Raw genomic sequence first — 14458 nt, forward strand, 5'->3', positions numbered from 1 at the left:
AATTCTGTATAGAAAAAAATATGGAGTTGAACAAATTGAATTTCTTCTTATAAATTTTATTTAATAATACAAGGAGAAAAAAACATGAGACAAGATAAAAAAATAACAAATTATTTTATCGGTCTATTAATAATAGTTGTACTGGATGGAGCTTTAACTTTATCAATTGGAACAAGAAGTATAATATATTTAGCAAAAGGTATCTGAATTGCACCCATAATTCAATTTATTCCCTTAATATTTTTTGCAACTCTTTTTGCAATAGAAACTATTTTTATTACAAAATATTTTAAAAATTGTGAAAAATATAAAAAAGCCGGTTTAGAAAACTTTAGATTTAAAGCTTTAAAAGAAATAGAAGACAAAAATATCAAAAAATTTAAAAAAACTATAATCGTTAATTATATAGCTTGTGGATTAACAGTTTGTTTAGGTTTTTTAGGATTAGTACCCTTATTTTTTATGATTTCAGGAACAAAACAATACAACTTTGATAGACTTATAGAACAAAATAAAAACAATAAATAAATACACTTAAGATAAAAATATACAAAAAAGCAAATCTGTAAGGATTTGCTTTTAATATTTTGTAAATAAATCAAGATCTGTTTTTAAGTCCCTATAAGTTAAACAATCATTTATTAACTTAACTTGATTATCTGTTAATTCAAATGGTTTAAAGTAAAATCTTTGTTCATCACTTAAATAAATACCATCTTCTTCTAACTCATGTTCAGGTCTTAAACAACTTGGAATAACTGAAACATTAATTCTGTTATTACTCAAGAATTTAAATAAAGGTCTGTATTCTCCTCTACCTGGTCCTAAATTTACAAGACCAATTGCACAACTTGGATCAACTACAAATACTGATAAAACATTTATTTTAGTTTTTTCATCAATAAAGTTTGCAATTGTTTTATTTGTTAGTAAGAATTTTTCTCTATCAAGTGGAGAAACTGTAAATACTTTTAAGAAAGTATTATTTACAACATTATGGAAAAATACATCCATAAATTTATAATTTTGTTCATCTAATGCTTTTGCAGGAACTATTATTCTTCTTTTGTATTCTTGATGATTAAAGTTAACATCAGAATTTTCAACATACTCATATAAACTTTCAAATACTCTTGGAGAGAAAATATAGTCAAACATTTCAAATAATGTGTAACTTATTATTGATAAAATTCCTTTTCTTACATCTTTTGGTGCATCAGCATTTAAAACATCAAAAATTCTATAACTTTCCCCATATGAATCAAATAAGTATTTATAGTCACCATTTAATAATGAAACCAAAAAATAAAAGTATTTTACAAACAATACTTCTTTTCCAGTCATTTTAACAGTGCGTTCACCTTCTTTATCAACACGTCTATCAACTATTGCTCTTGCAATTTTAGCTATTTGATCATATTGTTTTAAAATTCTTTGCATATCAAAACTTTCATCAGTTGCAAAAAGAACAGAAAGGAATGGATCATTTTCAACTTTAACTTCGACAATTTCGTCAGACACAAAGTCAACATATTTGAAACATTCTTCTCCTTCATCGTTAACACTTATTCATTTATTTAAAAAACTAGTTGGTAATAAAAGGTTTCTTTTTAATTTCTTTTTCTTGTTTAATCCTGCTTTGTCAAACATAAAAATAACCCCCTTCATTTATTGGTCAGTTTCAATTAAATACAATTGTTTAGTAGCTGAAATTGGAGTTGCTGTAACTATCAATTTTTCAGGTTTTTTTATTACAAAATAAATATCATTCTTTCTTGTATGAATGTAAATATGATTTGAAGTTTCAAACATTTGGGTTGATTTTTCAATCATTGTTAAAACTTTTTCTTTTAATAAGTATTCTTCTTCATTACCCAAATTAAGGCGTTGTCTAATTCTTTGTAAAGCATGATCTGAAAACTTAAATTCATGTCTATAATAGTATCCCATTAATACAACGCCCCCCAAAAATCTATAATACTATTATATAAAAAAACAAAACCTTTTTAAAGAGGTTTTGCCTATCTATTCATTATCTTTGTTTCTTTTTTGAGCTCTTTCTGCTAAATCATCATAAAACTTCTTAACTTCTGCTTCAGGTTCATAAATAGATTGGTCCATTTCATAAACTCTTCCTTGAAGCGCTTCATTAATAAGTTGTTGATATTCTTGATTTGCATGCATAACTTTTCTTCTATCAAGTTTTGGATTGATAATTAAAATTGTTACCATAAATGCAAAACATAAACTAATAAATACTAAATTAATTCATAAAATTACAGTTACTGCTTTTACATTAAATGCTTTTGTCAATGCATCAACAATCGCTTTAATAGAATCATCAGCACCAAAAGCACTTAAATCACTTTCCGATAAGAATCCAGTGCCCTCAAATCATATTCGTATATTTTTAACAGCTTCATTGTGATTGCTCATAGTTGCAAATGTATTTCCTAAATACATTTGAAAGAATGAAAGCAATAAAATAAAAGGCATGATTATGTTAAATAATGAAATTCTAAATTGTTCTCTATAATTTCTTGCAGGCATAATCATCATATAAAGTATATAAGATAGTATCAATGCCATAAAAGCTATTATAAAGTAACCTGCAGTATTATTAACTAAATTACCATAATATTGGTTTATTGTTATATTAAAAACATCCTCATTTGGGCGTTTAGCTGCAAAAGTAGCTCATCCATTAAAGTATGATGCTCATTCTCCAGATTTAGTATTAATAGTATATTTTGTAAGCGATATGATCAAACTCAAAATTATTCACATTAAACCAGTTACACCAAAAGTTGTTGCTAAACCTATTTTATATCATTTAATATTTTTTAATTTTGAAGTATATGGATAAAATCTAGCATCTGCCATTGGAGGCGGAGGAACTTGTCTATCTCCAAAACCTTGTCCAAATCCTTGACTTCCACCAAAACCTCCGCCAAAACCAGCTCCAGCATTTTGATTTATACCACCTATATTTGGTTGTTCGCTATTATTATCTACAACTTCAACTTCTAAACCTTCTGGTTTATCCTCTATTATAGCTTCACTATATTTTTCTTTCATTTCCAAAGAAACTGTTTGGTTTAATTTAATTTCTTTTTCACTTATTTCAATACTTGAATCTGTTAAAGTTGATTTTTCAACATCATATAGATTTGATATTTTTGTTAATAAACCTGAATAATCGCCATAACAATCTTCAATTGATTTGTTATCTGGTTTTTCAAATTTAACTTTTTCTTTTGAGATATTTACAATAGCTTTTGCAAATACTGTACTTCATTGAACATCTTTAAAACTTGCTTCATGATCTTTTTCTAAAGATAAAAGATTATTTACAAGTTCAATGTTATCATTTCTAAAATCAAGATCTAATAAGATTTTTGTTCTTAATTTTTCATTCTTAATTACGTTAAATAGTAATGTAACTATACTTTGATAAACATTTTTTGCTTCCACATTACTCAAACCTTTCTAAAACTAACATGAATTATTTTCTAAACATTTTTATTAGCTCAAACTCAGGAATAATCCTTGAGTCAACAACCCCTTCTTTAATGTTTTTTTCTAATTCATATAACGCTTTAATTTTACCATTAATTCCTTTAATATCTAATCTATTTTCTTGTAACAATTTTTGCACCCTATATGGGTTTTGTCCTAAAGTTGAAGCTATTTGTGCATTTGCATAATTCATGCTTTTTAAAACCAATGCATTTCTAAGAACTGTAAATTGGCTTGATAACAAGGCTAAAAAAGAGAATGTATTTGAATTTGTTTCGATATAACTTTCTCAACCTTTTAAAAACTTGTTTAAATCATTAGTTATAAAAGAGGTTGCTATTTCAAAAACATCAAAAGTACTATATTTAGCAACATTTTCTTTAATTAATTCTTCAGTTATATGCTTATTTAAAGATATTAATTTAGACATTTCATTGTCTAAAACCCCCAAATCACTTCCAATACTGTTCAAAAACAATTCAATAGCTTGATTATCATATGAAATATTGTTTTTTTCTAATTTCTTACAAATCAATTGTTTTCTTTGATCATAATTTGGACTATCTAACTTCATAACCTTGGTATTTGACTCTACCAGTTTTGCTATTTTAAGTTTTTTTGAAAACTTTTCAGAGTTTAAGGTCATAAAAACTTCAATATCTTCATTGTTATTTGCCAAGATTTTCTCAATAAAACTATTGTCAAAATCCTTGTGTAACTTAACTTTAGATTCATTTACAAATCAACAATCACTTATTATGATGATTTTTTTTGAATTAAATAGAGAATATGTATTTATTTCTTCATAAATCTCTTTAATTGAGTCTTCAATTAAAGAGTAAGAATATACTTCATATTCATTTTCTTTATTTAACATACCAATTAGTTTATCAAGTTGTTTTTTTATTAAAAATTTATCTTCTGAATGTATAAAAAACATATTTTCTCACCTTTATAAATACATTATCACTTAAATTTGTTAAAAATTTGTAGTTTTTTTAAGATTTTTCTTATAAAATAATTAAGGTTTTGATTCATTTTTTCCACTAAAAAATGTGAAAAAAATGAAAAAAATATAAAAAAACTAGAAATTTACTATATACTCTATTTGTATATATAAAGAAGTTAAAAGGAGTAAAAAACATGGCAAATATTAAATCACAAGAAAAACGTATTTTAACTAATGAAAAATCACGTCTTGCTAACAAAGCTTTTAGAAGTCAAGTTAAAACTGCTATCAAAAAAGCTACTGCTGCAAAATCAGAAGATGCTAAAGATAAAAGCGAATTAATCAATGCTGCTGTTAGTTTAATTGATAAATCAGTTACTAAAGGTGTTTGAAAAGCAAACAAAGCTGCTAGAGAAAAATCAAGATTAATGAAATAATAATAGCAAATGAGTTCCTAAAAGAACTCTTTTTTTATTTTTACAGTACTTGAAGTTTTTATATTATATCTATAACTATTTTGTGAACTTGTTGAATACAATTGACAATCATTTTCTAATAAAGTTTCTATAGTTTCAGAATTTGGAAATTGAAGTTTACCTCTTTTTTCCCCTGATACAAAACAAGTTTTAGGTTTGATCATTTTAATAAATTCTTTCGTTGAAGAAGTTTTGCTTCCATGATGGCCAACTTGAAGTAAATCTACTTGCCCTTTTGTTAATTTTAAAAACTCTTTATCATTTAATAATCTAGCTTCTCGTTTACTTGTAGCATCTCCCATAAATAAAATCGTCTTATTAAAAATTTTTAAAACTATAACTTGGGAGTTATCATTTTCATCACTATTAAAAGTTTCTGTAAAAATATTTATTTTTATATCTTTAAATTCATAATTTATAATTCCGTCATAATTATAAATTATGTTTTTTATTTTAAAAGTTTCTTTCAACTCATCAACTTGATTGTAATGATCTTGATGATTGTGACTAATAAAAATAGTTTGTATTTTTTCAACACCAATATATTTTAAATAATTTACAGCAGTACTTTGGTTGGCTCCCAAACCAACTCCTGCATCAAACATAAATATTTTTCCCTTGTACTTCATCACAAATGAATTTCCATTTCCTACATTTAACATTTCAATTACAGGTTGATGTAATTTTATTTGATTAGAAACCACTCCTCCTGTAATTGAAAATACCAAAAGAAAAATTGTAAATATTTTTTTTCAATATTTAACAAAGAAAAAATTTAATAGTACAAAAAATAAAATGTAGTAAACAATCAAATAAATATAACCTACACTACCAACATTGGTTATGAAATTATACTCACCAAAAATTTTTGTAATCTCAAATAAACTTTTATACAAGAAATTATATATGGGATCAAATAAAGGAATCCAAAAAAATACACAAAGAAAAAAACTTAAAGATAAAACTGGAACTAAAAATATTTCTTGTACTTGAGAAATTCAATATATCTTGTAATCAAAATAGATCTGTAAAGGTATAAACAATAAATTTATTAGCAACAAGTTATAAAGAATTGCATTTACTGTTTTTTTATCAATAATTCTTTTTAAAAATATAATAGCTATTAAAGAATAAATGAAACCAACATTAAAAATGTAATAAGGATTTATAAAACAAATAATAATTCATGTAATAGATAATTTAGAATATCGTGAAACATTAAATTTATAGTTCCTTTCAAATCATTTAAAAGCCATTAATATAAATACCTTTAACATAACTGGGGGAAATCTTAGTAAATAAACATAGAACCCAAACATTAAAATAATCACAATTTTATACTTTGTATATTTTTTATTGTTTTTAGCTATATATTTTTGAACAAAATAGCCCAAAGGATATAAATAAAGACCTGAAATATTTAAAAGATAGGTTAAATTGATTGAAAGTAAATTTTTATATAACTGATCTTGAGTTTTATTTTGAAAAATCATTAATTTAACCAAATCGTTACTTTTATTTGCAATTTTAAAAAAACAATACCTTAAGTCAAAAGGTATTGTTTTTGAAATTACAAAGTCTTTAATTTCAAAAACTACATTTTTATCTAACAGAAGCTGATTAAAGTTAAAATCTCAAAAGTTCCCATTAACACTAATCTTTTCAGCTTCCCCTACCAACAAAACCACTTCCCCTACCGCTAATTTCACTTCCCCTACTCAAATAAAATACTTAACAGGACCTTTTTGTAAAATTGCATAACTGTCTTTGACTTCGTATACATAAAAATATTTGTAATTATTTAAAATGTCTGGAGCGAATTTAAAGAATATACAAAAATATAGCAAAAAAATCACATAAATTAGCGAGAGATATTTTATCTTATTTGAGTACATTAAAAATATCATCAAAAATAGAACATATACAGAGCAACTTACCCCTACACTTTTGATGTTTCTGGTACAAATTGTAATAACTATAGAAACTGCTAAAAAGACAAATCAATTAATTCGCTCGTATAAGTCTTGGTATAGCTTCATTAAAGAATTTCAAGTTATATGTGCCTTTATAATGACTTTTAAGCTCCTTAATACATTCAGAATATGTTTTTGATAAATCTGTAAAGATATCAACAGACCAATTACTTGCAGTTTCAGTTACACCTCTTGATAGAAAGAATTCTTTAGTTAAAGTAGATCTTGCAAACTTTATTGTTTCAATTTCTTCTTTAGGCATTAAAAATATTGTTCTTGTAGTTTCAAAGTTTGCATGTTCACTTATAGTAAAAAAATTATATATGAATTGTAACTTTTGATTTTTTATCAAATCTTGTTCATCAGTTAACTCATCAAAATATTCAAAATCATTTGGTATTAATTTTTTATTTTTTAATTCAATGTCATATTCAATTTTAAATAAGACTAAACTTTGTGATACTTTAACTTCACCACTGTGCTTATGGTTTTTTAAAACTAAAACTATTCCACCAACTATTAAAGTTATTACTAATAATAAAATGTAAAATATTTTTTTCATAATATTCCTCCTCACTATAACTATCGTCATGTAATTCAAAAAAATGTACAAAAAAAAAAAAATAATTTCAATTAAGAAATTATTTATAATTAAATTTTGTAAATACAAATACATTCAATGATGTAAATGAAATTATTATCAAAAGGAAAATACAAATAATATAAATATTTATATTTGTGTTTTTTGTTTTTATTTCATTTTTAAAAACTGAAGTTTTTGTAGAAATTTGTCTTAAGAAATTTAGATCTTGTTCTTTAAAATTAAAAGTTTGTGTAGGTGTTATCAATCATGAAAGTTGTCCAACCGATAACATAGCGCTAGCTTCAATATTATCATAATGCTTTGAATTTAAATATGCATTAAAGTTAAAGAAATTTAAAAATTGGTTTATCTTAATTTTTTTTAATATTTCATTATATTTCTTTAATGAAAAAGATTCAGATTCTTCTTTGTTGATTCTAAAAGAAATATTAAGTGCATCAATTGAAAATGAATTCATGAACCCAACATTAATCACTTGTGATATTGCTAAAAATTCAGGATGTGTTAAATAAAACTCATTTACTTTATCATTATCTACAATAAAGTAATCATTCTTAACATCTTCTTTTGGATTCAAAGAATTTTCATAATCGAATTTATAAACTTCCAAATATGTTTCAATAATTTGATAATTATTTAAAACAATATCAAAATTATTTTTAATATAATTTAAAACATTTGGGTATTGTTTACCAAACTCACTTTTTTTAAGTTTTAAAATTACATCATTTAAATCTATTCTTTTCGAATCTGTATAAGTTGCTTGTGAAAAGAAAGGTAACTCATTTCATAAAAGTGTAGATTTATAATCAACGCTTTCTAAATCATTGGCCAGTGTTTTAAACAAATTTAAAAACTGTTCACTAAAACTTAGTAATTCAATTTCTCTATTATCAACCAATTTTCTATTTAAAGTTTGCCCTTGATATAAAGCTAACTTTAAATTAAATTGTACATCCTCTTTAGAATTGCCGATTCCATAAAAACTTGAAATTCTGTTGTCTTCAAAAAAATCAAAAAAATATTTTTCATCACTAAATTGATCATAAAATAAATTAAATTTGTTTTCATATAAATTTAATTTATCACTATTAGAACTTTCAAAAAAACTTTGTCCTAACTTAGTTTGTAAATTAATTCTATTGATTGAATTTAAATTTTCTCAATCATTGTCACTATATGAAATCACAGAAACATAACTTCCCCCAGACATTACTATCAAATAGAGAGAAGCTAAAAGAGTTCCAACATTAACTTTCACAGCAAAGATAATTAAAAAAGAAACGCTATAAAAAGCAAAACCATACAATAATAAGTTAAGTTTAGGCAATACTATCAAATTAACAGACAATCTATTATTTTGCATTGTTTTAATTGTTATACATTCAAGTAAGATATATGTCAAAACTATAGTATACATGTAAAGTAAAACTACACAGTATCTTATAAAAAAAGACTTCATTACTTTAACACCGTATTGTTTTTCAATAACTTGATAGTTTATAGATTCTTTTGAAAAGAACATTTTAGTTAATAACACTATTACAAAACATCCAAAAGTAATATAAGTAATTGTATTTTCAAAAGCAATTCAATTATACAGTTTAGTTTCTAATACACTTGCTCCACCTTTCATGGAATATAAAACAATAAATGTTATGCAAACTATTAAAACTATTGAAACAAAAACTAAATTAACAATACTTTTGATAATAAATTTAAAATTAACTCAAGCTAGTTGAAAAATATTATTTAATTCATTTTTAATCATATATATCAGATATTCCTTTCAAATCACTTTTGTCTTTTTCTTTAAAAGTATTATAGATATCAATTATTTTAGTTTTCTTATTATCAATTTTGTCGTTATACATAATTTTTCCATTTTTGATTATTATTAGCTTGTTTGCAATTTCTTGTAATTCTTCAATAATATGACTTGTTATAAGTATTCCAACACCAGACGTATTTAATTCTTTAATGATTTTGATAAATTCAATTTTACTTTCAACATCAAGGTTTGCTGTTGGTTCATCAAGAATAATAAATTCAGGTTTTGTCATTAAGACTCCAGCCATTATAGCTCTCTTTTTTAATCCTGCAGATAGATTTTTAATCTTAGTATTTTTAAATTTTTCAAAATTTAAAACTTCTAGAATTTTAAGCATCCTATCATTGCATTCTTTTTTATTTAAACGAGCAATTATTGCTATATATTTCATATATTGCTTAACAGATATCTCTAGCGGAATATTATTTGAATCTGGAAAGAATGCAATTTTTAAAAGATTAGAATTAACATAAAGTGATTGTTCATTAAAAAACACTTCCCCTTGATTCTTTTTTGTAAGATCAAATATTAATTTTATTGTTGTTGTTTTACCAGAACCATTATCTCCAACAAAAGCTATTATGTCTTCTTTTTCAAATTCAAAACTTACATTTTGTAATGAAAAGTTTTTATAAGTTTTTGATAAATTTTGTACTTTAATCATGATTTTTATCTCCTTTAATAAATTGATTTATTTTCAAGTTTAATAATCTCTAATTATAGTTTTTTATAAATTGTAATTGGTAAAATTTAACAACGTGATTTAACCTCTAAAATACAACTAAAAATTTAAATATAGTGTATTTATGACAGTATGCTTAAATTAATTTCTCCACGTCTAAATAAATAATAACATTTTTTTTGAAAATATTATTATTTTTGGATTTTTTTCTTATATAAATATCAATACAAGAACACTCATAAATACTTTAAAGTTTGGCATAGATTAAGAAATTATTAATTAAATGTAACTTATATTCTTCAATGGAAATCGATTGACCATCCACTTTTAACTGAATTTTTTTGTTTATAATGAAAATTTTAGATTGAATGCCAAAAACATGTAAATAGAAAATAAACAGATTGATCATTTTCTTTGTAGAATTTTTAGTACCTTTAATTCTTAATATTTCTTTATAAAAATTGTTTTCTAAATTAACAATTTCATTCTTTTTTAAATTAAATGCATCATCACTATAAATATAATTAATTTTAATAAATTTATTATTTCTACTTTTACATAAATCATTGAACTTGTTTTCAGCTTCTTTTAATTTATATAAACCAATTTTTTTCATCTCATTAGTTTTCCTATAATAAATAACAATATAAATAACCAAAGAAACTAAAAATCCTGAAAGTAAACCATAATTGTAATCTTTATTAATTTGTTTTTGCAGGACCAAAACCAATATAACTATGTTTGCAATTAAATAAATTAATAAACTTAATATAAAATAAAAATAATTTTTTAGTCAATTCTCTTTTATGAAAAAAGGTATTTCATTAAATTTTGAATATTTATTAAATGTAATTATGACATCGAAATTGAACGCAAAATTATTTTTAAATGTTTTACGTTCCTCTTTAAATAACATACCAAAGTTTACATGTTTTGAAACTGTTATATTACAAATAAGCAACATAGAACAAAAAAAGATTTGCGATATTAAAGCGATTAAAATAGAAACTATCATCACATAATTTTCCTTTCTTTTTTTTAAATAAAGTGTTAATTAATGTTTTTAGATTTATAGTTTCGTATTTTTTATATAAATTTATCTTATCACTATAATTGTCAATTAAATATTTATGCAAAAAAAAAAAAAAAATAATTTCAATTAAGAAATTATTTTTCCTCTACTAAATAAGTATGTCTGCACATTTTTTTGTTTCTACCTTTTACAAATTCATTATGATACTTTTCATCTTTTTTAAATCCACACTTATCTGCAATTCTTTCAGATTGAGGATTTAAAACGTCATGTACAATAATAAATTCTTTAACATCAAAACTATTTTTAAAGTGTTCCATAACTCCAATTACAGCTTCACTCATAATTCCTTTGTTTCAATATTTTTTATTTAATGCATAACCAAGTTCTCTTGATTCTGTAAAACCTCTACAGTCAATTGTACCTATCATTTTATTTTCTTCTTTTAAAACTATTCCAAATCTTTCTTCAGGAGAAGCTTGAAAATAATTTTTTATCCCATCAATTGTTCTTTCAATATTTTCGTGAGGTTCCATATCAAGGTGATAAGTATTTTCAGGATCTTTGCAATATTCATACAAATCTTGTGCATCTGTTAATTCAACAGGTCTAATTATTAATCTTTTTGTTTCTATTATCATTATTTTTTCATCTTTTCTATTTTTTCTACAACAAGATCATATTGTATTTTATAATCACTTGCTTTTTGTTTTTCTTGTTCAACTTTTGCTGCATCTGCTTTTGCTAAGAAGTTTTGATTAGATAACATTTTTTCACTTCTTAAAATTTCTGCTTCTAAAGTTTTCTTTTCATTTTCTAAATCTAAAAGTTGTTTTTCAAAATCGATAAATTCAGAATTTAAAATTTCTAAGAAGTAGTCTGCTACTTTAATACTTGTAACATCTCCTTCAACTAAAATATTTGTAAGTGTTGAATTTGTTAATGCTTTAACAAATTTATTTATAACACTTAAATTAATTTCAAATTCATTTTGGTGAATTGAGTTTTGTGTATTTATAAAGAATGAAAGTGGTTGAGAATTTTTAATTTCTTGACTTGCTCTAAATTCTCTAATTTTTGAAATAGTTTCTAATACAGAAGTTTCAAATCCTTGAACATCAAAATTAAATTCTCTAATTTCAAAACTTTCTAATAAGATAGATTCTTTTAATTCAAGTTGTTGATAAATTTCTTCTGTAACAAAAGGCATCATTGGATGTAACATAATTAAAATTTCTTTTAATACAAATCCTAAAACTGCTTTTGTAACATTTTTACTTTCAATGTTATCTCCATTTAATTCAGCTTTACTTAATTCTAGATATCAAGAACAGTAGTCATCTCAAATAAAGTTATAAAGAACTTTACCTGCAACTGTAAATTCATATTTATCAATTGCTTGTACATATTCTTTTTGAGTTTCTTTTAATTTATTTAAAATTCACTTGTCACTTGTATTAGAATTTTTATCAACTGAGCTAATTAATTTTTCTACAACAGAGTAATCTGAAATTTCATCCAAGTTCATCATTACAAATCTTGAAGCATTTCAAATTTTATTTATAAAGTTTCAACTTGAACGAAGTTTCTCTTCACTATATCTTAAGTCTTGTCCTGGTGAAGAATTTGTCAATAAGAAGTAACGTAATGAGTCAGCTCCAAATTCTTCAACCACATCCATAGGATCAACTCCATTACCAAGTGATTTAGACATTTTTCTTCCTTCAGCATCACGAATTAATCCATGAATTAAAACATCATCAAATGGTTTTTTACCTGTAAAGTCTAATGTTTGAAAAATCATTCTTGCAACTCAAAAGAAAATTATGTCATAACCTGTTACTAAAGTTGAAGTTGGAAAGTAACGATTAAATAATTGTGAATTGTTATTTGCACTTCAATCTAATGTTGCAAAAGGTCATAGACCTGAAGAAAATCATGTATCTAAAACATCTGGATCTTGAGTTCAGTTTTCAATATCTTCTGGTGGAGTTGTATTTACATACAACTCACCAGTTTGATTATGATATCAAGCTGGAATTTGATGTCCTCATCATAATTGACGACTAATTGTTCAGTCATTTATATTTTCCATTCACTTTAATAAAACATCATTAAATCTCTTTGGATAAAAATCAACTTTATCATCACTATTTTGTAATGAAATAACTTCATTTGCTAAACCTTTCATTTCAACAAATCATTGTTCTGAAAGATAAGGTTCAACAATAGCATTACTTCTTTCTGAGTAACCTACTTGATGTTCTATTTCTTCTTTTTTAATAAATAAATCTTGTTTTGTAAGTTTTTCAATTAATTTTTGTCTTGCATCAAATCTATCTAAACCTTCAAATTCTCCTGCCAATTCATTTAAAGTTCCATCAGGATTCATACAAATCACTTTTTCTAAGTTATGTTTTTCTCCTAAAATAAAGTCGTTTGGATCATGTGCTGGAGTACATTTCATAGCACCAGTTCCAAAGTCAATTTCAACATATTCATCTGCAATAACAGGAATTGCTTGTCCATTTACTGGATTTATTACATTTTTACCAATAAAGTCTGTATAACGCTTGTCATTAGGGTTTACAACCACACAAACATCTCCAAACATAGTTTCGGGTCTAGTTGTAGCAACTTGTAAGAATTTTTGGCTATCTTGCTCTAAAACGTACTTAAAGTGGTACATACCCCCTTTGGTTTCTTTATAAATTACTTCAATATTTGAAATTGCAGTCTTTTGAATTGGGTCTCAGTTAACTATTCTTTTTGATTTGTAAATTAAACCTTTATTGTACATTTGTACAAAAACATAGTTAACTAACTCATTTAATTGTGGAGAATATGTAAATTTTTCACGACTATAATCAAGTCCTAAACCAAGTTTTTTTCATTGACTTCTAATAGTTTGAGCATATTCTTCTTTTCATTCTCAAACTTTATCAATAAACTTTTCTCTTCCTAAATCAAATCTACTAATTCCTTGTTCTTTAAGTCTTTGTTCAACTTTTACTTGTGTTGCAATTCCTGCATGATCCATTCCTGGTAAATAAAGAGTGTCAAAACCACTTAGTTTTTTGTAACGAATTAAAGTATCTTGAATAGAAGAGTCTCAAGCATGTCCTAAGTGCAATTTACCAGTAACATTTGGTGGTGGTATTAAAATTGTATAAGGTGGTTTTTTTGAGTCAATATCAGCTTTAAAATACTGTTTATCCATTCAAAAATCATATTTATTACTTTCAACATCAATATGAGAATATTTTTTTTCTAGTTCTTTTTTCATAACTTTTCCTTTCAAATAAAAAATCCTGTTTGGTTTTTTTAACAAAAAACAAAACAGGAACGAATATTATATCCGCGGTACCATCCCAATTAGCTAATAATTAGC

The 14458-nt window shown here is 24.3% G+C and carries 13 protein-coding genes; 2 read left to right on the plus strand and 11 right to left on the minus strand.

Annotated elements, in window-relative coordinates; all coding sequences use genetic code 4:
* The first annotated feature begins 84 nt into the window (after nt 1-84).
* Entirely contained in the window at nt 85-528 is a 444-nt protein-coding gene (locus SCHIN_RS03555) for a hypothetical protein (RefSeq protein ID WP_166508266.1), read from the plus strand.
* Between the two features lie 51 nt (nt 529-579).
* Here the strand turns inward: SCHIN_RS03555 and SCHIN_RS03560 are convergent, their stop codons facing one another.
* The 4 genes from SCHIN_RS03560 to holA all read right to left on the minus strand — a co-directional run bounded on the left by SCHIN_RS03560 (nt 580) and on the right by holA (nt 4459).
* Nucleotides 580-1650 (minus strand): hypothetical protein, encoded by a 1071-nt coding sequence (locus tag SCHIN_RS03560; RefSeq protein ID WP_166508267.1) that lies wholly within the window; start codon nt 1648-1650, stop codon nt 580-582.
* An 18-nt stretch (nt 1651-1668) separates the two neighbouring features.
* The gene (locus tag SCHIN_RS03565) at nt 1669-1950 is read right to left on the minus strand and encodes a hypothetical protein (RefSeq protein WP_166508268.1); all 282 of its coding nucleotides are present in this window, start codon (nt 1948-1950) and stop codon (nt 1669-1671) included.
* Between the two features lie 75 nt (nt 1951-2025).
* On the minus strand, nt 2026-3474 hold the full coding sequence (locus tag SCHIN_RS03570) for a hypothetical protein (RefSeq protein WP_166508269.1): 1449 nt from the start codon (nt 3472-3474) through the stop codon (nt 2026-2028).
* 31 nt (nt 3475-3505) lie between these two features.
* Entirely contained in the window at nt 3506-4459 is a 954-nt protein-coding gene (gene holA, locus SCHIN_RS03575; RefSeq protein WP_166508270.1) for a DNA polymerase III subunit delta, read from the minus strand.
* 203 nt (nt 4460-4662) lie between these two features.
* Here holA and rpsT point away from each other — a divergent pair, with 203 nt between their 5' ends.
* Entirely contained in the window at nt 4663-4905 is a 243-nt protein-coding gene (gene rpsT / locus SCHIN_RS03580) for a 30S ribosomal protein S20 (protein ID WP_166508271.1), read from the plus strand.
* 17 nt (nt 4906-4922) lie between these two features.
* Here rpsT and SCHIN_RS03585 read toward each other — a convergent pair whose 3' ends face one another.
* From SCHIN_RS03585 to SCHIN_RS03615, 7 genes are all read right to left on the minus strand, one after another.
* Complete coding sequence (locus SCHIN_RS03585; protein ID WP_166508272.1) at nt 4923-6653, minus strand: ComEC/Rec2 family competence protein; 1731 nt, start codon at nt 6651-6653, stop codon at nt 4923-4925.
* A 295-nt stretch (nt 6654-6948) separates the two neighbouring features.
* On the minus strand, nt 6949-7479 hold the full coding sequence (locus SCHIN_RS03590) for a hypothetical protein (protein ID WP_166508273.1): 531 nt from the start codon (nt 7477-7479) through the stop codon (nt 6949-6951).
* Between the two features lie 79 nt (nt 7480-7558).
* On the minus strand, nt 7559-9292 hold the full coding sequence (locus SCHIN_RS03595) for a hypothetical protein (protein ID WP_166508274.1): 1734 nt from the start codon (nt 9290-9292) through the stop codon (nt 7559-7561).
* Nucleotides 9285-10016, minus strand: coding sequence for an ABC transporter ATP-binding protein (locus SCHIN_RS03600; protein ID WP_166508275.1), 732 nt, complete (start codon nt 10014-10016; stop codon nt 9285-9287). Before SCHIN_RS03600 ends, SCHIN_RS03595 begins: the two co-directional genes overlap by 8 nt.
* A gap of 265 nt (nt 10017-10281) precedes the next feature.
* Complete coding sequence (locus SCHIN_RS03605; RefSeq protein WP_166508276.1) at nt 10282-11049, minus strand: hypothetical protein; 768 nt, start codon at nt 11047-11049, stop codon at nt 10282-10284.
* 152 nt (nt 11050-11201) lie between these two features.
* On the minus strand, nt 11202-11708 hold the full coding sequence (locus SCHIN_RS03610; RefSeq protein ID WP_166508277.1) for a GNAT family N-acetyltransferase: 507 nt from the start codon (nt 11706-11708) through the stop codon (nt 11202-11204).
* Nucleotides 11708-14353, minus strand: coding sequence for a valine--tRNA ligase (locus SCHIN_RS03615; RefSeq protein WP_166508278.1), 2646 nt, complete (start codon nt 14351-14353; stop codon nt 11708-11710). The genes SCHIN_RS03610 and SCHIN_RS03615 overlap by 1 nt, the downstream gene beginning before the upstream one ends.
* Nucleotides 14354-14458: the final 105 nt, after the last annotated feature.

Source organism: Spiroplasma chinense (assembly GCF_008086545.1).
GTDB lineage: Bacteria > Bacillota_I > Bacilli_A > Mycoplasmatales > Mycoplasmataceae > Spiroplasma_A > Spiroplasma_A chinense.